Consider the following 20,545-nt stretch of genomic DNA (forward strand, 5'->3'; position numbering starts at 1 on the left):
GCATGCGTTTTCTGGCGTCGATTATCGGGAGGGCGCGAGCGCTGAGAGGTTAGAATTGCGCGAGTGCGACCGAGCGATACGTAGGTTGTGGCAAGGTCGAGCGGAGCGTTTGTGAACCAGGCGGTGCGGTCAATCTTGACCAATTTGCGATGATGTCGGTCACATAGGCCTGCGTTTCGGTGATCCGGGGGACAAAGCCTCCCCGCACCCGACCCGGACCGGCGTTATAGGCAGCGAGCGCGAGCTGCACGCGGCCGAACTTATCGAGCTGCTGGCGGAGGTATCGGGCACCGCCCCGCATGTTCTGGTAGGGATCGAACCGGTTCACGCCGAGCCCCATCGCAGTGCCGGGCATCAACTGCGCGAAGCCGAAGGCGTTTTTCGGCGATAGCGCTGTCGGATTGTAGCGGCTTTCGCGGATTATCATTGCGTCAAAGAGCCCCGTGGGAATGCCGTGTTCGCAGGCGATCGAGCTCATCATGCCATAGTAGAGCGCCCGCCGATTTTCGGCCTCACGCGACAGAAATCCTGACGGCCGATATGCGAGCGGGGCGCAGCCGGGAACGAAGGCTGGCGTCGTAAACGATCCGACGCCCGGTCTCATCCAATCTGGCACGCTGATGGACGACGTCGCCGCTACACCCTGGGGCAGGCTGTCGGAGACGCTGACCTCGGGGACAATCGATGCGAGCTCCTGCTTCATCCGAAACTCAACGTAGCGGCGGCTCAGATCGTGCACCTTGAACTCAGGCGGTAGGTCAGGGGCCGGCAGTTCTTCAGCAGATCCGCCTTCCCCCTCCGCCATAGAAGGCGCAGACGCCGTCGTCATCGAGATCAGCTCGACCCGCCGGACACTGCCGCGCTTACCGGGCGCGGCCGTGGCAGATGTGGCCAGCGCCACGCTTGCGATCGCCACACCGGCGTAAAATTTCCGCACAAAACCTCCTCGACCCCCTGTTTAGAAGAGTGGAGATCAAGAGATTTGCCCTTGTCAAGACCAGGGCTGAGGGCGAAACTGGTCAAGAAACGGCGCCCAAAGGCTCTTCGAGCATGTGGTTGATCCATCGAGATACTGACGGAAAAGGCCCAAATCGCATCAAGCTTCCGCAGCCGCTGCGCGAGGCGTTGGTACGCTGGTACGTGGGCCAGGGCACGTTCCATGACGAGCAGGCCGGGATCACGCTGGTTCAGAACGCGCGCATCGGTCACCGCTGGATCGCCTGCAATTGCCTTGGAGCGGAGGCGGCCCCACCGATCCTCACCCCCGCGTTCCTGTCCGAGGCGGAAACCTACTATTTGCGACGCTTGACCAGCGAGAAACGTCCCGAGCATCGCCCAGACTGCCCGTTCTTCCGCGACCAGGTGACCAACCGGATCACCGAGGTCCGATCCCACAACACACCTACCGACCCGCCCGCTGGCTTTTTCGAGGTGCTCAGGCCCGCGCCGGAAAAGCTCTCACAACGGCCGGAAGAAGACAGCAACGACGATCGTACCCGAAACGCGTCGACGCCGCGGCTGGCTCGCCTCCTATGGCGGCTGATGGACACGGCCGGATCGAACAGCGTCCCGCCGATCGGCGCAGGCCCGGAATGGTCGATCAGGGAAGCCTTCGCCGCCATCCTCGGCGCTGCGGGTAAGATCGAGATCGCACCCGGCATCGAGCTGGGCCGCGCCATCTGGACGCACGCCCGGCCGCTCGAGGCCAAGGTCGTGTATGCGACGCTGCGACGCCTTGCGGAAAACTGGCCAAAGGCACACGCGCCGCAGGGCTTCATCCTGCTCTATGCGACGGCGATCCAAGGGCACAAGATCTACGTGCCCGACGGTCCACCCGTGGAAATTGCCAACCGGGTTCAGTCACCATCGGTGCGCGGCAACAGGATCAGCGGCCCGTTCCTCGTGCTGGTTGTCGCCGGCGAATACCCGGAGGCCCATGGATATGCCCCGCTGCGGGGGTACGCACAGCCGATCTACAATGGCCGGCTGTTCGTTCCGGTGGAGTCGGATTTCGAGCGGAAAACCCTCAAGCGGATCTTGGAAGCACAACGGCTTCTCCGATCGCAATCGATCGACCTGGCGATCGGGAAGCCGCTCTTCGATACCATGACACCAGATGGCCCATGTCGCCCGGACTTCATCCTTGAGGGCAGATCGCGCGAGACCGGCGAGTTGCGCACGCTCGTGGTGGAAGCGATGGGGTTCGATAACGACGATTATCTCGCCGCAAAGGCGGTGACCCACCCGCGCATGCGCCACCTGGGCGATCTGCTGACATTACATCCAAGCGATATCGACGACGATTCCGCAGGTATCCAGATCGCAAATGCGATGAAGCTCTAAACGCCCTGTCTGACCGTTAAATAATCGCAGATTTCGAAGCTCAACCCCAGTTCATCGTGGCGGCGAAGTAACAGACTATGCCGAGCGTGACAGGAGTGGAGAGTAGATAAAGCTTCTGCCATCTCCACCATGTCTTCGGAAGCAGCAAGGCTGCGCCGCGGATCGTCCGGGCGTCTTGCCAAACCTTGGCCTGCCACATTTCGTGAAGCGTCACCGAAACCGACATGACCATGGCGATTCCGCAGCAGATACCTGCCGCCAGATAGATGGCGACCCAGTTCGCGATCTCGACTGGCGAAAACTGAGACATCCACACCTCTTTTTAAGGCCGTGCGTCGACAAACAAGCACAGATCGATTCTAGTTCCTAGAGCATCCTACTTGGCTGAGCTTAGCGCTGGGTAAACGGGACGGATACGAAATCAGCCCTGATTTAACAGGGGTAGAGGAAGAGCGGAGGGGGGGAGAAAGGATGGGCTGCTCGGATGGCCCGACATTCCCTTTCGGTAATGGTTCGCCGGTACAGGCGGCCAAGTACGAGGTCCGCTCGCCATGGAACGCTTCCTGCTCTTCATCCGCGACGACGACGGTCGCGATCAAACCGACGTACATCCCAGCGAACAGTCGGCGCGGGCCGCCCTGGCGACCTATGTGCGAAGCCGGTCCGAACCGAACGCCGACGTCGTTCCCCTCCACGACGACGACGCGATCGACAGCTATTTCGCCAAGCGGGACGCTGAATATGTGATCGCGCGCCTGACGAAGACGATGCGGCGCGAGGGGGATCCGGCATGACCCTGATCGCCAATCGTCCGTCGCAGAAGCTGGTCGACCTCGTAGGCGCGCTCGGGGGCACCTGGCACCGGAACGTCGCGACGTGCCGCTGCCCAGCGCATACGGACAAGACGCCAAGCCTCTCACTCCGACAAGGCGATCGAGGCATCCTTGTGACCTGCTTCGCGGGTTGCGACCCTGCCGACATCCTGCGCGAGCTCGACCGCATACCGCTTCATCAGCGTTACGAGCCGCCCAAGGTGACCCGGGCAGGCGGCACCGGCAATATCGAGCGATTGTGGAATGAGGCTCGTGCCGTGCCAGGAACCTGCGCGGAGCGCTATCTCGCGTCGCGCTTCCTGCTACCGCTGCCGACCGACATTCGCTTCCACCCGCGCTGCCCCCTCGGCCCGAAGCCGCTCACCGTGTTCAAGCCAGCACTGCTCGTCGCGGTTCGCGAAGCCGACCGCCTGGTCGCTTTCCAGAGAATTTTCATCGACCCGACAACGAACGCCTACACCGAGAAGCAGACACTCGGGACACTTGGAAATGGTGCGTGGCGTGGCGGTGGTCTGGCCTCGACGATTGGGCTCGCGGAGGGTTTTGAGAGTGCCCAAGCATGGTCGCGCCTGCGTGGCCTGCCCTGTTGGTCTTCGTTCGGGTCCCGACGGCTCGACCTTCTGGCCATTCCATCGTCGGTCACCCGGCTGATCCTGGCTGCGGATCGCGATCTCGCCGGGCGACGCGCCGTGGCACGCAGCATCGAGCAATATGCGTCGGACGCCGTGACCGTCGTGCCGGACTTTCCGCCAGCGCCCTACAAGGATTGGGCAGAGGTCCTCGAGGCAAAGGAGAGAGGAGGGGGAGGGAGGCGGTGAGCTGCCGGAATGGCAGCATGACCAAGGGAGCCTTCCATGTCCGACCTCCTCGACCTGCCGCCTGTCACCGACCGTCCGGCCGCACTCACGATCGCCTTGGCGCTGGCTTCTGGCGAGCCGATCACGCGGCGCGCGCTCAACAACGCCATGACGGCCGCATTCGGAGGCACCGACGCCGAGGGCTGTTGGACCCAGCGCGACAGCTTCGAGATGCTGGAACACGCGTTGGCGCTGCACGTCGCCAAGCAGCCCTATCCGCTGGCTGAGATGGCCGGGGTGCCGCACGCGGCAGCGTTGATGGATCGGCTCCCGACGCAGACAGTGCGCAGCGAGGAGCAGATCGAGCTCCAGCAGTTTTCGACGCCGATCGATATCGGCGCGCTCGCAGCGGTCATGGCCGCGATCGGACCGGACGACATCGTGCTGGAGCCGAGCGCAGGCAATGGACTGCTTGCGGTCCAAGTGCCGCACCATGCCGGCCTGCAGCTCAACGAGATCGACCCGCGTCGTCGAGACCGCCTCGCCAGCATCTTCCCGAAAGCCATCATCACTGGTCACGATGGGGCATCGCTCGTCAGTCTTCACGCGTCGTTGGAACGGCCCACCGTCGTTCTGATGAACCCGCCATTCTCGCGCAGCGTCGGCCGCGGGGCGGACAATCTCGCGGCGCTACGCCATTTGCAGGCGGCGATCCGCCGCGTTTCGATGGGCGGCCGGATCGTCGCGATTATGCCCGATTGGTTTGCGCCGAGCGCGCAACTGAAAGCGGCCTATGAAGCGGTACTCACCGGCTGCACCGTCCGCACGTCGCTGCGGCTCGAAAGCTGCTACCGCAAGCATGGCACCGACATCGCGGTGCGGCTCTACGTCATCGACAAGGTGGCAGGCGGCACGTCGCACACAGTCATCCAGCGTCGCTCCGTCCTCGACTTCCTCGACGTGGTTGAGGTTCCTGCCCGAGCCGAGCTGGTGCCGGAAGCACGGAGCGCGAAGGCTCCCGCTGCCGCAGTAAGTCTCTTCGGAGCCGCACGCACCGCAAAACCGGTCGTGGCACGGACCTATCACAAGCCAGTCCGCAACGCCGTTCTTCCGGTAGGCTATACGACCCTGACAGCTCCGGCACCGCTGGCGGACCAGGTCGGAGTGTATCTTCCGTATCGCCCGAGCCGCATCGTCTTCGACGCAGCCGGCGAGCACCCAACGGCGCTGGTGGAATCGGTCGCGATGGGCTCGATCCCCGCTCCGGTTCCCGCCCATATCCCCCACCTGCCCGAGCGAACCGTCTCGGAGCGAATGCTGTCCTCGTCGCAACTCGAGACGGTGATCTATGCGGGACACGCATGGTCGCAGATGCTTCCGGGCACTTTCAAACCCGACAAGGAGGGCGTTGGCCTCACCCTGGACGAGGACGGCCGCAGCTACCGGAAAGGCTTTTTCCTCGGCGATGGAACGGGGGCGGGTAAGGGCCGTCAGGTGGCCGCGTGCATTCTCGATAGCTGGCTGCAGGGCCGCAGACGCCACATCTGGGTGACCAAGAACGAGCCGCTCCTTGAGGATGCGCGGCGCGACTGGTCTGCGCTGGGCGGCATGGCGGGCGATGTGCAGCCGGTCTCCAACTGGAAGATCGACGAGGCGATCCGCCTCGAAGAGGGCGTGCTGTTCGTCACCTATCCCACGCTGCGCTCGATGCGGACCGAGAGCAGCCGCCTGCAGCAGATCCTAGACTGGGCGGGGCCTGATTTCGACGGCGTCATCGCGTTTGACGAGGCGCACGAGATGGGCGGCGTAGCGGGCGGCGAGGGTGCGCTCGGCAAGAAGGATGGATCACAGCAGGGGATCTGCGGCGTCCTTCTGCAGAACCATCTCCCGGACGCCCGCGTTCTGTACGCGTCCGCGACGGGCGCGTCCGATGTGAACAACCTCGCCTATGCGGTTCGGCTCGGCTTGTGGGGGCCGGAGACGGCATTCGCCGGTCGCGAGACGTTCATCGCCGAGATCCGGAAAGGCGGCATCGCTGCCATGGAGCTGGTCGCCCGCGACCTGAAGGCGCTTGGACTCTACACCGCCAGGGCACTCAGCTTCGCGGGCGTCGAGTACGACGTCCTGAAGCACGAGCTGACGCAGCTGCAAATCGAGATCTACGACACCTATGCGCAGGCTTGGAGCGTGATCCACCAGAACATGGAGGCGGCGCTCGAGTTCACCAACGTCGTCGATGGCCTCGAAGGCGGGACGCTGAACAGCGGGGCAAAAGCGGCCGCCCGGTCGCGCCTCGAATCCTGCAAGCAGCGGTTCTTCGGTCAGGTCCTTCTCGCGATGAAGCTCCCGACGGTGATCGCCGCGGTGGAACAGCACCTCAAGGCTGGGCAATCGGTCGTGCTTCAGCTGGTGACCACCGCCGAAGCGATCCTTGATCGTCGGCTCAACCAGATGTCGGCCGAGGAGCGGGCCGATCCGACGATCGACCTGTCGCCGACGGAGTATATCGCCGACTATCTGCAGCGCGCGTTCCCGACGCGTCAGATGGAAACCTATACCGACGATACCGGCACCGCACGGTCGCGACCGATGGCCGACGAGGCCGGCAACCCGGTCTACAATCCGGACGCCATCGCCGCCCGTGAGGCCATGCTCGAACACATCTGTGGGCTTCCGCCGATCAAGTCCGCGCTCGACGCTCTGATCGAGCACTTCGGCACCGACCACGTCGCGGAGGTGACGGGGCGCTCCAAGCGGCTCGTTTGCACCTCCGATGGCCGCCAGAAGGTAGAAACCCGATCAGCTCGGTCGAGCCAGGTCGAGGCTGCGGCCTTCATGACCGGCACCAAGCGCGTGCTGGTCTTTTCCGACGCTGGCGGGACGGGACGATCCTATCACGCCAGCCTCGACGCCAAGAACCAGGAGCAGCGCGTCCACTTCCTGCTGGAACCGGGCTGGCGCGCTGATCGAGCGATCCAGGGGCTCGGCCGCACGCACCGCACCCATCAAGCCTCGACACCGCTATTTCGACCGGTCACGACGGACTGCAAGGGCGAGCTCCGCTTCACCTCGACGATCGCACGACGGCTCGATAGCCTCGGCGCGTTGACACGTGGGCAGCGCCAGACCGGCGGGCAGAACCTGTTCGACCCGGCAGACAACCTCGAGAGCGAATACGCCAAGGACGCGCTCGTTACGTGGTTTCACCTCCTCGACAAGGGTAAGCTGACCAGCACGACCCTCGACGATTTCTGCGCGCGCACCGGGCTTGAGCTCTACGACAGCGACGGGTGCCTGAAGGAAGAGCTGCCGCCTATCCAGCGCTGGCTCAATCGCCTTCTGGCACTGCCGATCGGATTGCAGAACGTGATCTTCGACGAGTTTCTCTCTCTCGTCGAAACGCGTGTCGCTGCAGCCCGGGAAGCGGGCACGCTCGACGTTGGCGTCGAGACCATCACCGCGGATACCGCTACCGTGGTCGACGACACGCTGCTGCGCACCGACCCGCTTTCGGGCGCGACGTCCCACCTCCTCACCATCGAGATTGCGCGCAAGAAGACACCGATTTCGTTGGAGCGGATCCTCACGACGGCGCAGTGGGCTGACGATGCGGCCTTCGTCATGAACGCGCGGTCGGGCAAGGTCGCGTTGCAGCTACACGCTCGCCCGTGGATGGACGAACAGGGGCAGCCGATCCCTCGGCTCGAACTGCAGCGCCCATGCCGGCGTGAATATATCGGCAAGTCCGATTTGCTCGAGTCCGCCTGGGACGTGATCGATCGCGCGACGTTCGAGACCAAGTGGACCGAAGAGGTCGCCGAGCTGGCAGGGCAGACCGAGGTCGAGACGATCCGTCTCGCGACCGGCCTGCTCCTCCCGATCTGGTCGGCGCTCCCGTCCGATCATCTCGCGGTAAACCGGATCGTCGATGGGCAAGGCAACTCGTGGCTGGGCCGCCTCGTGTTCGACCAGCACGTCGTCCAGCTCTACACCAAGCTGGGGATCGCGAAGAGTGAGGATCTTCCTGTCGAGGCAATCGCACATTCGGTCCTGTCGGGCCGCAGCGTCGATGTGGTTCGGCCGTTCGAGATGACGATCCGCCGCTCTTTCGTAAACGGCGCGCAGCGGATCGAGATCGAGCGCGCTCCCGCTCAGCAACTCGCCTACCTCAAGGCGCTGGGATGCTTCACGGAGATCATCGCCTATCGCACGCGCGTGTTTGTGCCGGTCGGAGAAGCCAGCACGATCCTCGAGAAACTCCTCAAGGTGGCATGAAAGCTGGCCGGTCCTGCCACTATCGGACGGACCGGCCCGCCAATCAGGCTTCGGCGGCTTCCGCAGCCTTCTTGGTCCGACGCGGCTTGCTGACCGGTGCCTCGACCGCTGCAGCACCCGGCTTCTGGCCTGGTTTGCGTCCGAGGCCAATCTTCTTGGCCATATCCCGGCGCGCTTCGCTGTAGGCTTCCGCGACCATCGGATAATCGGCCTTCAGCCCGTAGCGCTGACGATAATCGTCCGGGGTCAGGCCGTGACCCGCAAGATGACGGCGCAGCGTCTTGTACGGCTTTCCATCAATCATGCTGACGATATGGTCCTTGCTCGCCAGCGACTTCCGCACCGATACAGCCGGCGTGTATTCAGCGGCAGCAGGCTCGGCGATCGCCTCATTCGGGCCGGCGCCGAGCGTCGCGACCGCTTCATGCATCGCCTTCAGGAAAGCCGGAACGTCGTCGGCCGAGGTCCGTGTATTCGGGTTCGATAGCCACGCGATCGTCAGCTCGGTCGCCAGTTCGACGGGGTTCGTATCTTCGCTCATCTTGGATCCCGATAGTCAGGGGAAGGTCGCGGGCGCGACGTCACCTTCATAGCCCGGAGCGCCCGCGCGGCAACACTGAACGGGCCGGGAACATGTCACGTTCCGAAGCAGCCGGAGCCAAGGAGAGAAGGGGGGAGGGAGCTGGTGTCCGGCGAGAATGTCGGATGCTCAGCAATAAGGGTGATTTCCCATGATCCAGTCCGTCAAGCTGTCGAAGCTCGTCCCCTCCGACTTCAATGTCCGTAAGCGTCGTGCCGACAAGGCCGAGAGCTTCGCCGCGAGCATCTCCGCACGCGGCATCCTCCAGAACCTCATCGTGACGCCGCTGAAGAAGCCGCGCGGTCACTTCGGCATCGTCGCCGGCGAAAGCCGCTACCGCGGAATGATGCTCCTGGTCGAACGCGGCGAGATCAACGCCGACGACTATGACGTGCCGGTCAAGCTGATGACGGGCCCCGAGAGCGAGCTCTCCGAAGTTTCGCTGGTCGAGAATTTCCAGCGTGATGCGATGAACCCGGCGGACGAGTGCCGCGGCTTCCAAATCATCCAGTCTCAGGGCGGCGACATCGATGGTATCGCCCGTCGGTTCGGCGTGACCCGCCGCTTCGTGGAGGGGCGTCTGCGGCTTGCGGATCTCGCAGAGCCGATCTTCGATGCACTCGCTGACGAGAAGATCAGCCTCGAGATGGCCAAGGCATACGGCTCGACTGCCAGCCATGACCGCCAGCTGAAGGTCTGGAATACCTACGGCCACAGCAGCTACTACAATGCCGACATGATCCGTCGCATGATCGCCAACGACGACATGCGCAGCAGCGATCCGGTCGCATTGCTTGTCGGCGCGGACGCCTATGAAGCGGCCGGCGGTATCATCGAGCGCGAGCTGTTCAGCGAGGGTGACGACCGCTGGTCGAACCCCGAGATCGTCCAGAAGCTCGCTGCCGAGAAGATGGAAGCCGAAGCGAAGCGCATCGGCGACGAGCGCGGCCTGGCGTGGATTCGACCCGTCGCATCGAACAGCACCTATGATGCCGCCCGCGGCCTCTATCCGGTGACCCTGCCGACCGAGCCGATGACCGAGGAGCAGGGTCTTCGTGCGGTCGAGATCGAGGCCTTGCTGGAACCGCTGCAGGAGCAGCTCGAAAGCGGCACGCTGACCGACGAGGCGGCGCTGGCGATCGAGGAGCAGTACGACGCGCTCGCTGCGGAACTGCATGGCCTCGAAAATCGGCCGGTGATGATGCCTCCCGAACTCGCGTCGCGCGTCGGCACGTTCCTGACGCTGTCGCACGCGGGCGAGATGGTGCTCGACGACACCTTCTACAGCGAGACGCCGCTGACGGTTACGATGGTCGAGCCCGATACGATCGACGACGTCGCTGGCGAGGCTGATGGCGAGCGCGGCGACGAGACCGGCGACGACGATGGCGACGTCACGCTGCGCGGTATCCCGACGCCGACCTTCCGGATCGAGGAGGGTACTGGACGGTCGAGCTTCCGGGGCGGCACCACCGCGACCGTCGAGCCGGACCGTGCGGCCCCCGGCGGTAAGCAGATGAGCCAAGTCCTGATCGATCAACTCGCGATCCAACGTCGCGACGTGCTCGGCGCGGCATTGCAGGCGAACCCCGGTCTCGCGCTCGATTACATGATCTTCGCCATGATCGAAGCGCGCAGTCACCGCGGCACCGGCAACGGCACGACCATCCGGGCGGCGCTGCCGCAGGATCCGGTATTGGCGAATAATGTGCCCAACTCGCGTGCGCGGGACTATCTCGCCGAGGTCCACGACAGTCTGGATGCGACCTGGACCGAGGCGACCGACAAGGTCGCTCGCTTCGAGGCGTTCCGGGTGTTGGCCGACGAGACGAAGGCGGCCTGGATGGCATGGATCGTCGCAACGTCGTTCGAGGCCAAGGAAGGCTACGGCGCAACCCAGCAGATCCCGCTCCAGAACCGCCTCGCCACGATCCTCGAGATCGACGTCGCCAGCTGGTGGCGCCCCACGTCGGAGAATTTCTTCGACCGTGTTCCCAAGGGCGCGCTGTTGTCGCTTCTCGACGAGGTCGGCGGTCCGGCGCTGACGAGCCGCCACGCGAGCAGCAAGAAGCCGGACATCTCGGCGTCGTGCCAGAAGCTGTTTGCCGGTGACGCGATCGTCGAAAGCGAGATCAAGGACAAGGCGCTCGCCTGGGTGCCCTCGGCGATGCGGTTCAATGATAGGCCTTCGGATGAGCTGGCTGCGGACGATGGCCAGGACGAGCTTGCCGGGCTGATCGGCGATGACAACGGCGAAGGCGAAGACGAGGACCTCGGCGCGCTGATCGACGACGGTGACGGTCAGCCCACCGGGGATGACGAGACCGCCGACGCCGGCGACGGCAGTGGCACGGGTGAGGTCCCGCACCCGGATCATCAGAACGACGACACGACCGACCATCTGGTCGCGGCTGAGTAACAGCGCACCCGCTGGGCAACCTCGCTGCCGGCACTGCCTCACCGCGGCGTCGGCAGCTTCTTTTCACGTTCATTCGAGGAGCCGTGCCATGCCCGCAGGCACTCGCGACATCGCGGCCGCAATTACCGACACTATCATCGCCAAGCTCGAGGCCGGCACCGTTCCCTGGCAGCGTCCGTGGTCGGTAACCGGAGAGGGTGGGCGCCCGCTCCGTCACGAGGGGACTCCATACCTCGGCATCAACTCGATCTGGTTATGGGCGATGGCCGACTTCCTAGGCTTCAAGAGCCGCTACTGGATGACCGCGCGCCAAGCCGACGAGCTTGGCGGACAGGTCCGCCGTGATGCCGAGCCGTCGTTCTCTGTTTACAGCTCCACCTTCCGCAAGAAGGCGCAACCGAACCTGCTCGGCCTCTCGGCCGACAAGATGATCCGATTCCTCCGCTCGTACACCGTCTTCAATGCCGACGAAATTGAGGGCCTACCGAGCTACTTCTATGCCCGGCCCGTCCCACCGACGCCTGCTTTGTTGTCGGCGAGACAGGATCGGATCGACGCCTTCTTCTCGGCTATACCGTCGCGTGTGCGTCGAGGAGGCGATCGGGCCTTTTTCAGCCCAACCTTCGACTTCATTCAGATGCCTCCCGCCGGCAGCTTTAAGTCCGCCGACGCTCATGCCTCTATCCTCGCTCACGAACACGCTCACTGGACCGGGCATCAGTCCCGCTTGGATCGAACCTTCGGAAAGAAGTTTGGCGACAAGGCATACTGCCTCGAAGAGCTTGTTGCTGAGCTTACAGGAGCCATGGTCTGCAGCGAGCTAGGCCTTCCGTCTGAAATCCATGACAGCCATGCGAATTACATCGGCGATTGGCTACGAATGCTGAGAGCGGACAAAGGCGTGATCTTCGTCGCCGCCACCAAGGCGGAGCAAGCCTTTGCATACCTGCGGGCTTTCTCGAGCGAGGCCACGCAGCCGGCGAAGCTGGCGGCATGACCATTTATCACAGGAGACCCCGCCATGGGATGGCTCTCAATGACGCGCGGCCGTATGGGTCGCCACAGCACGCCCAAAGCCTATCTGGACGCGCAATTCACCTACACCAACGACGCCGATGGTGGCGGCACGCGCGGTGCGCGCGTGATCGACAGCGCATGCGTCGGAAACCGCGTTTGGTATGCCGCTGTCGAAATCCTCGAAAACGGTGTCGCCACCTCCATCACCGCGCTGATTTGTGAGGTCCGATGGACGCCGAATGCAAAGGACGGCTACATCTTCGCCTATAAGGACATGGGTGAGAATGCCGGTCCCTGCTCGGACGATTGTCCTGAAAAAATCCTGCGCCTGCTCCCGCCGACGAACAACGAGTGCGCGCTAGACTGGCGACGACGCTGCTTGGCGCGACTTCGCCGGCGAGCGCGCCGCGTTGAAGACGGTATGCGGGTTCGACTGCCTCAGCCGCTGACCTTCAGCGACAACCACGTCGGCAGCGAGTTCCTCGTCGTTAAGCGGGGCAGCCGCATCACCTTTCGGAGTGAGAACGGGTTCGGCCACTATCACATCCGGAATTTCCGCGACCTGCCGTGGATCGTCGTTCCTCAGACAAAGGTCCATGCCACGATCTTCGCGAAACCGCCGGCACCTGCGATGACGGCATGATGGAGGCTATTATGAACGACACAGCCGCTCTCTCCGCGCTGCGGCGCACGCTATGCAGCCGAGGCAACGCGCTCCGCGTCGCGCGGCGCATGATGGAACACGGCATTGATGCGGTCGTGGTCGCCAGTCACGATCCACTGCAGCCGTGGCGCGTGACGGAGCGCGACAACAGCATCGTGGTGCGTGAATGCGCCTGATCCTCGCCGCTGCTCTGGTCGCGACAGCCTGCAGCGCCGCGGCGCCGCGCGCAGACCAGAACACCACCCTCTCGGCAGACGGCCGCGCCATCGATGGTGACACGGTGTCGATCGACATCCGCCTCTTCGGCGCGGACGCCTTCGAGAAGCGTCAGTTATGCAGGTCGACGTCGGGGTGCTGGCCCTGCGGCAAGGCGGCGCAGGATTACGCCTCGAAGCTGCTGAAGACCGGCGCTTCGACCATCCGGTTAACCGGCAAGCAGAGCTACGGCCGCCCCATCGGAACGGTCGAGGTGAGCGGACAGGATCTGGGCGAAGCGATGATCGCAGCCGGGCTTGCGGTGCCAGCAACAAGTTACCTCAAAGGCGACCCGGGGCGGGCGCAGCGCTATGTCGCCGCCTATGACAAGGCTGAGCGCCAGCGGCTCGGGGCACATGCCGGGTATTTCATCGACCCATCGAAATGGCGACGCGGCGAGCGGCTCTCTTGCGAGGCGCGCGGTCGCTAGTCCACACATGTGCGTCTGTGCACCTGTGCACAGGTGCGACCTCACAAGCCTGATGCGCCAAGAGCGCAGAGCCACCGGAGCATAGAGAGGAGGGGGCGGGGAAAAGCATCGATCAAGGAGACGATCATGCCCGCTTTCGCCTCGACCCCGGCCCCTGTTCATACCCTGTGGGACGCACCGCAGACCACCGAACAGCGCCTGCCCGGTATCTGGTGGGTCAGCACCGCCTCGCATGGTGGCTTCGTTCTGTCCGACGAACGCCAGGCGGCCATGCCCGAGGCGCTGCGCCTCGACAGCATCTACTATGAGGAGGATGTGGACTGGTCGCTGGTAGTCCTTGCCTTCGAGGCCGAGTTTGCCGCGTTGCGCGATCCGCTATTCGACCTTGAGCGCGACCTCGCTCACCAGACCGCACGGCACTGGCGGCCCAAGCACTATTCCGGCTTCACCGGGCAGGTGCTCGAACCGAGTGACAGCCACGTCCTGCGCAAGATTGCGCTCTTTGAGGCCGCGATCGGCGAGATCGGCGTCCAAGCCGCGTGGGGTGATTGGGCCGACTGGGTTCCCGCCGGGAAGGTCGGGGTTGTCGGACAGCGCATCACGGGATGCGATCATCTCGGCTTTGCCAAATACGATGGACCGAGCGTGAAGGGGCTTGTCGACGCGAGCCGCTACGAGCCTCGCGATACCGGGAGCACCTTCAAGTCCATTGGCGTCGAGGTGATCGCCTAGTGGTCGCTGTCGCTGGAAAGAAGTTTCCGAAAATCGGCAACTTCTTTCCAGCGGCCAAACCCTCGCTGAGGGTTCAAAGCGGGGCATGTCCTGACGATTGCCAGTGCGCCCAGCCCTGAGGGGCTGACGATCCGGAAGCAGCCGAAGCCGCGGGAGAAGAGGGGGGAGTGAGCGGTTGGGCGTGAAATTCGCGCTCGACCTTAACTGGAGACGGCGTCGATGTTCTACGATGTGCCTTATCGCCACCAACAGGCGGTGGATCCCGCTGCGCTTACCACGATCGCCATAACGCTCCAGGCGATGACCAAGGCGCTGGATGATTGCCGCAACGCAGGCGTCGACCCCAACACGGATCCCGCGATGGTGCTGCTCGCACGCCACATGGCGACCGTGTCAACCAATCGGGCGCCGCGCTCGGTACTCCGTCACGCGTGCGATAAGCGGCTGCAATCGCTCAAGCGCTACCCGGCGCTGCTGGCCCTTTCGATCCGGGGCGTCGAATACGACCAGGCCGCCAAGGAACGCTTTCACGAGGACGCGACGGCCGCGATGCGGGATCTCGCATCGGCGCTCGCGCTCGTTGAGGGGAGCTACACTATCGCCTCGACCCAAGGCGAGATTTCGGAATCCGGTTATGTCCTGCTCGCCGCGGCCGAGGTCGCCGTCATGGTGCGAGTCGGGCGACGCTTCGAGGGACGCGAGGTCTCTTATCGGCCCGTTGCCCCCCACGTCGACCAGACGAACCGGAATGCCAGCATGGCCGATCTGCTGCGGCCCGGGCGATTTGCCGAGCGCCTGACGCGCGAGCTGCGCCTTCGGCCCGCCCCGGCCGGCGTCTCCGAACCAAGCCTGATCGCCGCTTGAGGAGCTCTAAATGATGAAAATCATAGATGCCCTAGCTATCGCGCGAGCCGAGGTTGCAAATATCGCTCGGTTCATCGAGCGCCGGGAGCGCTTCCTCGACGCCCTCGACTGGTCGATGATGACTGACGCGCAGGCCCGCCAGTCGTCCATGCTCGATGAGCTGCTGGACGAGGACCTTGCCGTCGGCTTGCGCTACATCGACTGGCTGATCGATCGGGTGGACAGCCACGCCCCGACGCTTGGCGCTCTCCGCTTTGCGCCGCATCCCCGCCCTTGGCACGCTGAGTGGAACACGCTGGCCGCCTGAGAGAAGGAGCTTAGACAATGAGCCGTCATACCTTCGCCGGTCACGCCGGTACCACGGTCGCCGTGGGATGGGATCGTCCGCTGGCCACGTTCTTCGTCCAGGTCTCGCGGCCGCATCCGACGCTCAAAGGCGAAAGCCAGATTGTCGCATGGCAAGGCACCGACGACGGCGAGCTCCCGACCGCGGCTGCAGCCCTCGAGGTAGCCGCCGACTACGCCGACCTGCCGAGCGATCTCGGCGCGACGCTGGAAACGGACCGGATGAAGACGCTCGGTCAAACCGATGGCCCCGCCCAAGCCGCTGCGCGACGATTCCGTCGTGACGGCAGTTTCTAAGGAGGATCTGGTCATGGATCCGAACAGCAACAACACGAGGCCCGGACCGAGCGGGGCAAGCATGGCCTTGACCATCCTTTTGTTCGTGATCGTGCTCAGATCAGCGTCGTGGATGATCGGTGTCCTGATCGATGGCGAACCTCTTACCGAGGGCAATTCATCGCTGCCGTTCGAGCAGCTCTACCGGATCGTCGACATGGTACAGGGGCCGATCGGGAACGCCTTGTGCATGGTTGGGATCACCGTCGCCGGAATGGCCTACATGACCGGCAACTTCGGTGTAGAATCCAGGAGCTCAACCGCCGCAGAGGGTGAGAAGCCCAAGCGCATCCCGACGTTACCGATGAGTGAGGCCGCGCGAGCGGCCGAAGCGCGCTTGAACGCTCTGAGCGCCCAGTTCCGGTCGATCCCGGAGAATATGGTGCTGCCCGAGGCAACCATCGAGTTTGAGCGTATTGAAGCGAACCACGTACCTGACGTCCGGATCGCTCACCGTGAAGCACGCTCGACGGTGTCGCCAACGTCCGAGAAAGCTGATGCGTTGGACGCAGACTATGCCGGCATGCTCAATCGGATCAGCGATACCGTCGAGCGCCTGATCGAAGGTTGCGAAGCCTTGGGCCGGGAGCGACTTGAGGTACAGGCTCGCTTCATCGAGGCTCGACACCCCGGTGACGATCGCTAGAAAGTCAGCATCTGTTCTGGCAATCGATCGATAGCTCGATTGGTTGTCATGACCGGCGCGCAGGCTTCCCACGGCGCGCCAGCCAAATTGGAGCAGTTATGCCCCCTATGTACCTTGGCAACATCGCCTGGATGACATTGGTAGTCTGTGTCCTTTGGACCTTCGCCATGGCCTATTTCGTGATCTGTCACGAGCTACGGGCGACCAGCGTGATCCACGTACTCGCGCCTACGACCGGCGCACTGGCTTTCGCCGTCGTGTCGATAATCCTTGATGACGGCGGATTGCTGGAGGCCGTGACCGCGCAGGTCGTCGCCATCTCGCTGATGATGGCAGCGGGAAAGGGGCAGCAACGAGCCTATGCCGAGCATCGCAGTCGCTGATGCCCGTTGTGGCGGCGACGGACGAGGCATGATAGGCTGAGACCTATGTTCGCGTCAGCAGAATCCATGATCTGGGGCTGCCTCCCTGTCCTGCTTGCCGGCGCAGCTATACTTCCCTTGAGCGCACAAGCCGGAAAGTCGATCAAGAACCTCCTGCTATTCTTCCTGGTCACGAACGTGGCGGCGCTCGCGCTGTATACCGCGTACCAAGGGCCGGTGACGTGGTGGTTGGCGTCAGGAAGCTCGTTCCTGATCGGCATGGCGGGGATCGCCGCCTTTGTAGCGGGACGGGCCGACCCAAGCCAAAGGTAAGAGGGGAAGGGCTGTTGATCCGGGTGGATCAACGGAGAACCTCTCATGTCCAACATCATCGACCTGGGCGGAGCGCCCGCCAACGAGGACTGCGCCCAGCTTGGGCAGACGCCAGACTTCGATACCGTCAATGCCCACGAGGTTTTCGCCTATAAACTGGCGATCATCGCGCGGTTCGGGGAGCCTCCCGCGGGTTGCCGCCTGAAGCCTCTCGCCAACCGCCACGATTTCGGCACCTATCGCACGCTCTCCCTCCGCATCGACGATGAGGAAGACGAACAGGTAGGGGCCTATGTCGACCTGGTCGAGAACGGCCTCGGCAGCTGGCTGGAAGCCGGTTTTTCGCCGCCCATCACCTATGAGGGCAGCGTCGGCACGATCCATCAGCTCGACGTTACCGAGCTGCTGATCGGCGCTCTGCAGACGACACGCCCGAATGAGGACGGGACATTCCCGATCCCGGATTTTGAGGTGCTCCACACAAACCTTGCGTCAGCCTTCCCCGAAGAAGCGGCACTCGCCCGTGCCCGATGGGCGGCAGCTTGAGCCAATCGGCCGCGCCTGCGGGTGCCACGACACGGAGGGTGTCATGATCGTCGACGATTTCAATTCATCGGATCCTCGCACATGGTTGGCGCGCGGTCGGACGCCGGAACAGGCCGAGGCGCTCGCTGCATCGTGGCGGGACTTCCCGGATCTTCCGCACGACGCCCCCCTTGCCGACCGTCAGGCCCGCAGCCGTGCACGCGTGATCGCCACCAGGCCCATCTTCGAGGCGATGCGGGTGCAAGCCGAGGCGGAGCGTCAGGCGCGAAACTTCGCCTTCCTCGAGAACCAGGCACGCGAGGCCAAGGTGAACGATCGCGATCTCGCCATTCTGCGCGGTCGCGACGCTCATGGCTACGACTGGGACGTTGCCAACCGCTACGCTGACGGATGGTATGCGGCCCATGTCGGATGGCCACACAGCTATCCGGACGGCATCCCGAGTAACGCGCCGCTGCACGTCCGACGCGCGGCCTACGATCAGGGCTTCACCGATGGTGGCGGTGATCGAACCGACCTGTTCGATGCAGCGCGACGGACCAATCTCGCGCAGCTGCGTCAAAGCAATTTGCCGCCCCCAGCATCGCCGGTCGCTTCCGCACGCCCGCTACCGAGCAGCTGGCCGAAGCCGGGCGACGAAGCCCGGCCCGCCCGTTGGTCGCGCCGCCTCATCATTCTGAGCGACGAGGACGTGGCTCTTGAGGCGCCCGAGCGCGCCAAATGGGACTTCCTGCGGATCATCCGCGAGCGACAGGGCGCAGACGAGATGGCGATCATCGTCCTCAGCAACGACGGCTTCGCCACGATCGAGCGCTTCGTGCATCAGGCAATGCGACACGGTCGACGGCAGGTCAGCCACGCTGATGCGGCCGCCCAACTCCGAGCCGCGCTTATAAGCCGGGAGATCGACGACGTCCTGGTCGCTCTGCAGGGGGACGACCTTCACCTCCTCGACGCTGTTGCCGGAGCCCTGCCGCTGTGCCGGAGCATGGAGCGGACACGGAACACCAAACTGCAGCAGCGCGCGCACCTGCGGGCGTGGCTGGATCGCGGTTACGGCGCGGACGAGAACATGGCCGCAGGGCACATCCGCTGGGGCAAGCTGATCCATGGCCTGACGGGCAAGCTCGGCGAGTTTACCGCCCGACATATCGGCGCGGCACCCGGCCGAGGGCATCTGATCCGGGTCTATGTCGGCGATGATCGGCCTGCGACCGGCTATGCGGGCGCGGACGGCATTCCGCTCCCCCATGACGTCGTCGTCTCGAGCAAAGCTAAGCTGCGCTCTGAGATGGCGGCAACGCTCCGACGGTTCGGTGCAGCAACGCCGCTGATGGCGCTGTCGGTACGCGACGCCGCATAGCCAGAGCGTCCAAGCAGCCCGAGGCCATGGAGGGGAGGGGGCGGGGGAGCGCGCACCGGAATTAGCCGGTCAGGAGCAACTCCCTTGTCCGACCCTCAGCATACCCCTCCGCACCATCTGATGCGTCCCGTCCTATGGTCGTTCGGCGAAGGCCCGACCTTCCCTGGCTATACCGACGATACGACATGGAACGGCTTCCTCAACGTGTCCGTGGGTATCGGCATCTGGCCCTACGTGCTGCGCGAGCTGATCGCAGGTGCCGATGGCGACGCCGAGCGCATCGCCGAATATCGTGGCATGACCAGCGACAGCAGCATGGTCTCGATCAGTCACGGCTATACGACCAGCGCCGTCGACGCGAAATGGCCGTGGCTCTTCCCTGACTACCCGCTCGCAACCATGATGCCGATCCCGGCAACTTGGTCGGAGATGAGCTGGCGGCATGAGGCAGCGCCGAGTTTCGGCCCGTGCGTCGGCCCGATGGGCGAGGCTGCTCAGATATGGATCGACTACGCGGATCCAGCAAAACGCGACGTTCCCGAAAGTTCGAGATTCACCTTCAGCCGACGTGACGCCGTCGGCGAGCTGACCGTGATCTACGCGGGCGACGACTACGACGCTGTGCTGACGCACGCGTCCGTCGAGGCGCTTGCCTGCAGCCTCGCCAGGCGGGTCGCATATGAGATGACCGCCGAGGAATGGCAGGAGACTAGGCTGCGAAATCGGACCACGCCGGACAATGTCTGCGCGTCGCACGACTTTATGGACACCAACATCCTCATGCTTGAGGCATGGGAGGCGGAACGCGGTAATGCCCTGCTCCCGGGTGGCGAGCGGGAGCGCTTCGAGGACGACCTCGAGCGGGTAAATGCTGCGTGGGACATCGCCACCCGCTGCTACCTCACTGCCTCCGAGGAGGGGGCACGCTTCGACGCTTGGCGCCTGACGGGGCGCGCAGTCGACGGCCTTCGCGCCGCTGGCATGGAGCTGGCCCATGATGACGATGGCGACACGCCGGGGCGGGTTTACGAGCCCGGCTTCATGGAGCGGGATCTGCGACAGTGGATCGTCAACGTCAGCAACACGAGCCACGCTTTCGACAAGCTGTTCGACGCTGAAGCGCACCTCTGGAGCGTGTTCGCCTCCGGCGAGGCGAAGGAGAGCCGGTCCTCGCCCGTGAGCGACGGGACAAGCCGCTTTCCTCTGCCACCCAGGGAGATCGCCTTTTCGGAGCAGGAGGTCACCGTCACTATCGATGCGATCGAGCGTCGCCTCGAGGTCCTGAGACAACGCGCGGCGACGACCGCCGAAGCGTCATCCGAGGGTCTATTTCTAGCAGAGAGCATCCGGCAGCTGGCAGGCGCACGAGACAAGCTACGGACAGCGCCCCAGCGGCCGTGAGCGG

The 20,545-nt window shown here is 64.1% G+C and carries 22 protein-coding genes; 19 read left to right on the top strand and 3 right to left on the bottom strand.

Annotation, left to right across the window (positions count from 1 at the left end; all coding sequences use genetic code 11):
• Nucleotides 1–49: 49 nt before the first annotated feature.
• Nucleotides 50–937, bottom strand: coding sequence for a lytic transglycosylase domain-containing protein (locus ACU5AX_RS18595; RefSeq protein ID WP_446692043.1), 888 nt, complete (start codon nucleotides 935–937; stop codon nucleotides 50–52).
• A 113-nt stretch (nucleotides 938–1,050) separates the two neighbouring features.
• Here ACU5AX_RS18595 and ACU5AX_RS18600 point away from each other — a divergent pair, with 113 nt between their 5' ends.
• Nucleotides 1,051–2,343: a DUF8535 domain-containing protein gene (locus tag ACU5AX_RS18600; RefSeq protein ID WP_446692044.1), complete on the top strand. Its 1,293-nt coding sequence runs from the start codon at nucleotides 1,051–1,053 to the stop codon at nucleotides 2,341–2,343.
• Between the two features lie 40 nt (nucleotides 2,344–2,383).
• On the opposite strand, the gene ACU5AX_RS18605 is transcribed toward ACU5AX_RS18600, so the two are convergent.
• Nucleotides 2,384–2,653, bottom strand: a complete 270-nt coding sequence (locus ACU5AX_RS18605) for a hypothetical protein (RefSeq protein WP_066773327.1) — start codon at nucleotides 2,651–2,653, stop codon at nucleotides 2,384–2,386.
• A 241-nt stretch (nucleotides 2,654–2,894) separates the two neighbouring features.
• Here ACU5AX_RS18605 and ACU5AX_RS18610 point away from each other — a divergent pair, with 241 nt between their 5' ends.
• From ACU5AX_RS18610 to ACU5AX_RS18620, 3 genes are read left to right on the top strand one after another with little or no spacing between them, the layout of a single operon-like run.
• A complete protein-coding gene (locus tag ACU5AX_RS18610; RefSeq protein WP_446692045.1) occupies nucleotides 2,895–3,137 on the top strand; it encodes a hypothetical protein in 243 nt (80 codons plus the stop codon).
• Complete coding sequence (locus ACU5AX_RS18615; protein ID WP_446692046.1) at nucleotides 3,134–3,994, top strand: DUF7146 domain-containing protein; 861 nt, start codon at nucleotides 3,134–3,136, stop codon at nucleotides 3,992–3,994. The genes ACU5AX_RS18610 and ACU5AX_RS18615 overlap by 4 nt, the downstream gene beginning before the upstream one ends.
• A gap of 36 nt (nucleotides 3,995–4,030) precedes the next feature.
• Nucleotides 4,031–8,248, top strand: coding sequence for a strawberry notch-like NTP hydrolase domain-containing protein (locus tag ACU5AX_RS18620; protein ID WP_446692047.1), 4,218 nt, complete (start codon nucleotides 4,031–4,033; stop codon nucleotides 8,246–8,248).
• A 43-nt stretch (nucleotides 8,249–8,291) separates the two neighbouring features.
• Here ACU5AX_RS18620 and ACU5AX_RS18625 read toward each other — a convergent pair whose 3' ends face one another.
• Nucleotides 8,292–8,789: a Ros/MucR family transcriptional regulator gene (locus ACU5AX_RS18625; protein ID WP_446692048.1), complete on the bottom strand. Its 498-nt coding sequence runs from the start codon at nucleotides 8,787–8,789 to the stop codon at nucleotides 8,292–8,294.
• Nucleotides 8,790–8,979: 190 nt separating this feature from the next.
• Here ACU5AX_RS18625 and ACU5AX_RS18630 point away from each other — a divergent pair, with 190 nt between their 5' ends.
• The 15 genes from ACU5AX_RS18630 (at nucleotide 8,980) to ACU5AX_RS18700 (ending at nucleotide 20,541) form a co-directional block, all read left to right on the top strand.
• On the top strand, nucleotides 8,980–11,247 hold the full coding sequence (locus tag ACU5AX_RS18630; RefSeq protein WP_446692049.1) for a ParB/RepB/Spo0J family partition protein: 2,268 nt from the start codon (nucleotides 8,980–8,982) through the stop codon (nucleotides 11,245–11,247).
• Between the two features lie 88 nt (nucleotides 11,248–11,335).
• Complete coding sequence (locus ACU5AX_RS18635) at nucleotides 11,336–12,244, top strand: ArdC family protein (RefSeq protein ID WP_446692050.1); 909 nt, start codon at nucleotides 11,336–11,338, stop codon at nucleotides 12,242–12,244.
• Between the two features lie 39 nt (nucleotides 12,245–12,283).
• On the top strand, nucleotides 12,284–12,907 hold the full coding sequence (locus tag ACU5AX_RS18640) for a DUF6927 domain-containing protein (RefSeq protein ID WP_446692051.1): 624 nt from the start codon (nucleotides 12,284–12,286) through the stop codon (nucleotides 12,905–12,907).
• A gap of 11 nt (nucleotides 12,908–12,918) precedes the next feature.
• A complete protein-coding gene (locus ACU5AX_RS18645; RefSeq protein ID WP_446692052.1) occupies nucleotides 12,919–13,104 on the top strand; it encodes a hypothetical protein in 186 nt (61 codons plus the stop codon).
• Complete coding sequence (locus tag ACU5AX_RS18650) at nucleotides 13,095–13,613, top strand: thermonuclease family protein (protein ID WP_446692053.1); 519 nt, start codon at nucleotides 13,095–13,097, stop codon at nucleotides 13,611–13,613. The genes ACU5AX_RS18645 and ACU5AX_RS18650 overlap by 10 nt, the downstream gene beginning before the upstream one ends.
• A 126-nt stretch (nucleotides 13,614–13,739) precedes the next feature.
• Nucleotides 13,740–14,345 carry a DUF7007 domain-containing protein gene (locus tag ACU5AX_RS18655; protein ID WP_446692054.1) on the top strand — a complete coding sequence of 202 codons (606 nt, stop codon included), beginning with the start codon at nucleotides 13,740–13,742 and terminating at the stop codon, nucleotides 14,343–14,345.
• Between the two features lie 219 nt (nucleotides 14,346–14,564).
• Nucleotides 14,565–15,209 carry a hypothetical protein gene (locus ACU5AX_RS18660; RefSeq protein ID WP_446692055.1) on the top strand — a complete coding sequence of 215 codons (645 nt, stop codon included), beginning with the start codon at nucleotides 14,565–14,567 and terminating at the stop codon, nucleotides 15,207–15,209.
• Nucleotides 15,210–15,219: 10 nt separating this feature from the next.
• Nucleotides 15,220–15,516 carry a hypothetical protein gene (locus ACU5AX_RS18665; protein ID WP_446692056.1) on the top strand — a complete coding sequence of 99 codons (297 nt, stop codon included), beginning with the start codon at nucleotides 15,220–15,222 and terminating at the stop codon, nucleotides 15,514–15,516.
• A 17-nt stretch (nucleotides 15,517–15,533) separates the two neighbouring features.
• Entirely contained in the window at nucleotides 15,534–15,851 is a 318-nt protein-coding gene (locus tag ACU5AX_RS18670; RefSeq protein WP_446692057.1) for a hypothetical protein, read from the top strand.
• Between the two features lie 13 nt (nucleotides 15,852–15,864).
• Nucleotides 15,865–16,536, top strand: coding sequence for a hypothetical protein (locus tag ACU5AX_RS18675; RefSeq protein WP_446692058.1), 672 nt, complete (start codon nucleotides 15,865–15,867; stop codon nucleotides 16,534–16,536).
• Between the two features lie 167 nt (nucleotides 16,537–16,703).
• A complete protein-coding gene (locus ACU5AX_RS18680) occupies nucleotides 16,704–16,919 on the top strand; it encodes a hypothetical protein (RefSeq protein WP_446692059.1) in 216 nt (71 codons plus the stop codon).
• A gap of 45 nt (nucleotides 16,920–16,964) precedes the next feature.
• The gene (locus ACU5AX_RS18685; RefSeq protein WP_446692060.1) at nucleotides 16,965–17,231 is read left to right on the top strand and encodes a hypothetical protein; all 267 of its coding nucleotides are present in this window, start codon (nucleotides 16,965–16,967) and stop codon (nucleotides 17,229–17,231) included.
• 45 nt (nucleotides 17,232–17,276) lie between these two features.
• On the top strand, nucleotides 17,277–17,777 hold the full coding sequence (locus ACU5AX_RS18690) for a hypothetical protein (protein ID WP_446692061.1): 501 nt from the start codon (nucleotides 17,277–17,279) through the stop codon (nucleotides 17,775–17,777).
• Nucleotides 17,778–17,820: 43 nt separating this feature from the next.
• Nucleotides 17,821–19,140: a hypothetical protein gene (locus tag ACU5AX_RS18695; RefSeq protein WP_446692062.1), complete on the top strand. Its 1,320-nt coding sequence runs from the start codon at nucleotides 17,821–17,823 to the stop codon at nucleotides 19,138–19,140.
• Between the two features lie 84 nt (nucleotides 19,141–19,224).
• Nucleotides 19,225–20,541, top strand: a complete 1,317-nt coding sequence (locus ACU5AX_RS18700) for a hypothetical protein (RefSeq protein WP_446692063.1) — start codon at nucleotides 19,225–19,227, stop codon at nucleotides 20,539–20,541.
• The last annotated feature ends 4 nt before the right edge of the window (nucleotides 20,542–20,545 follow it).

Source organism: Sphingomonas benefaciens (assembly GCF_052907485.1).

What these genes read in the sequence shown, in the direction of transcription:
- ACU5AX_RS18615 (WP_446692046.1), top strand. Translation starts at nt 3,134, where the DNA reads ATGACCCTGATCGCCAATCGTCCGTCGCAGAAGCTGGTCGACCTCGTA.
- ACU5AX_RS18690 (WP_446692061.1), top strand. Translation starts at nt 17,277, where the DNA reads ATGTCCAACATCATCGACCTGGGCGGAGCGCCCGCCAACGAGGACTGC.
- ACU5AX_RS18600 (WP_446692044.1), top strand. Translation starts at nt 1,051, where the DNA reads ATGTGGTTGATCCATCGAGATACTGACGGAAAAGGCCCAAATCGCATC.
- ACU5AX_RS18625 (WP_446692048.1), bottom strand. Translation starts at nt 8,789, where the DNA reads ATGAGCGAAGATACGAACCCCGTCGAACTGGCGACCGAGCTGACGATC.
- ACU5AX_RS18610 (WP_446692045.1), top strand. Translation starts at nt 2,895, where the DNA reads ATGGAACGCTTCCTGCTCTTCATCCGCGACGACGACGGTCGCGATCAA.
- ACU5AX_RS18655 (WP_446692054.1), top strand. Translation starts at nt 13,740, where the DNA reads ATGCCCGCTTTCGCCTCGACCCCGGCCCCTGTTCATACCCTGTGGGAC.
- ACU5AX_RS18620 (WP_446692047.1), top strand. Translation starts at nt 4,031, where the DNA reads ATGTCCGACCTCCTCGACCTGCCGCCTGTCACCGACCGTCCGGCCGCA.
- ACU5AX_RS18605 (WP_066773327.1), bottom strand. Translation starts at nt 2,653, where the DNA reads ATGTCTCAGTTTTCGCCAGTCGAGATCGCGAACTGGGTCGCCATCTAT.
- ACU5AX_RS18630 (WP_446692049.1), top strand. Translation starts at nt 8,980, where the DNA reads ATGATCCAGTCCGTCAAGCTGTCGAAGCTCGTCCCCTCCGACTTCAAT.
- ACU5AX_RS18640 (WP_446692051.1), top strand. Translation starts at nt 12,284, where the DNA reads ATGACGCGCGGCCGTATGGGTCGCCACAGCACGCCCAAAGCCTATCTG.
- ACU5AX_RS18645 (WP_446692052.1), top strand. Translation starts at nt 12,919, where the DNA reads ATGAACGACACAGCCGCTCTCTCCGCGCTGCGGCGCACGCTATGCAGC.
- ACU5AX_RS18675 (WP_446692058.1), top strand. Translation starts at nt 15,865, where the DNA reads ATGGATCCGAACAGCAACAACACGAGGCCCGGACCGAGCGGGGCAAGC.
- ACU5AX_RS18635 (WP_446692050.1), top strand. Translation starts at nt 11,336, where the DNA reads ATGCCCGCAGGCACTCGCGACATCGCGGCCGCAATTACCGACACTATC.
- ACU5AX_RS18665 (WP_446692056.1), top strand. Translation starts at nt 15,220, where the DNA reads ATGATGAAAATCATAGATGCCCTAGCTATCGCGCGAGCCGAGGTTGCA.
- ACU5AX_RS18695 (WP_446692062.1), top strand. Translation starts at nt 17,821, where the DNA reads ATGATCGTCGACGATTTCAATTCATCGGATCCTCGCACATGGTTGGCG.
- ACU5AX_RS18670 (WP_446692057.1), top strand. Translation starts at nt 15,534, where the DNA reads ATGAGCCGTCATACCTTCGCCGGTCACGCCGGTACCACGGTCGCCGTG.
- ACU5AX_RS18650 (WP_446692053.1), top strand. Translation starts at nt 13,095, where the DNA reads ATGCGCCTGATCCTCGCCGCTGCTCTGGTCGCGACAGCCTGCAGCGCC.
- ACU5AX_RS18685 (WP_446692060.1), top strand. Translation starts at nt 16,965, where the DNA reads ATGTTCGCGTCAGCAGAATCCATGATCTGGGGCTGCCTCCCTGTCCTG.
- ACU5AX_RS18660 (WP_446692055.1), top strand. Translation starts at nt 14,565, where the DNA reads ATGTTCTACGATGTGCCTTATCGCCACCAACAGGCGGTGGATCCCGCT.
- ACU5AX_RS18680 (WP_446692059.1), top strand. Translation starts at nt 16,704, where the DNA reads ATGGCCTATTTCGTGATCTGTCACGAGCTACGGGCGACCAGCGTGATC.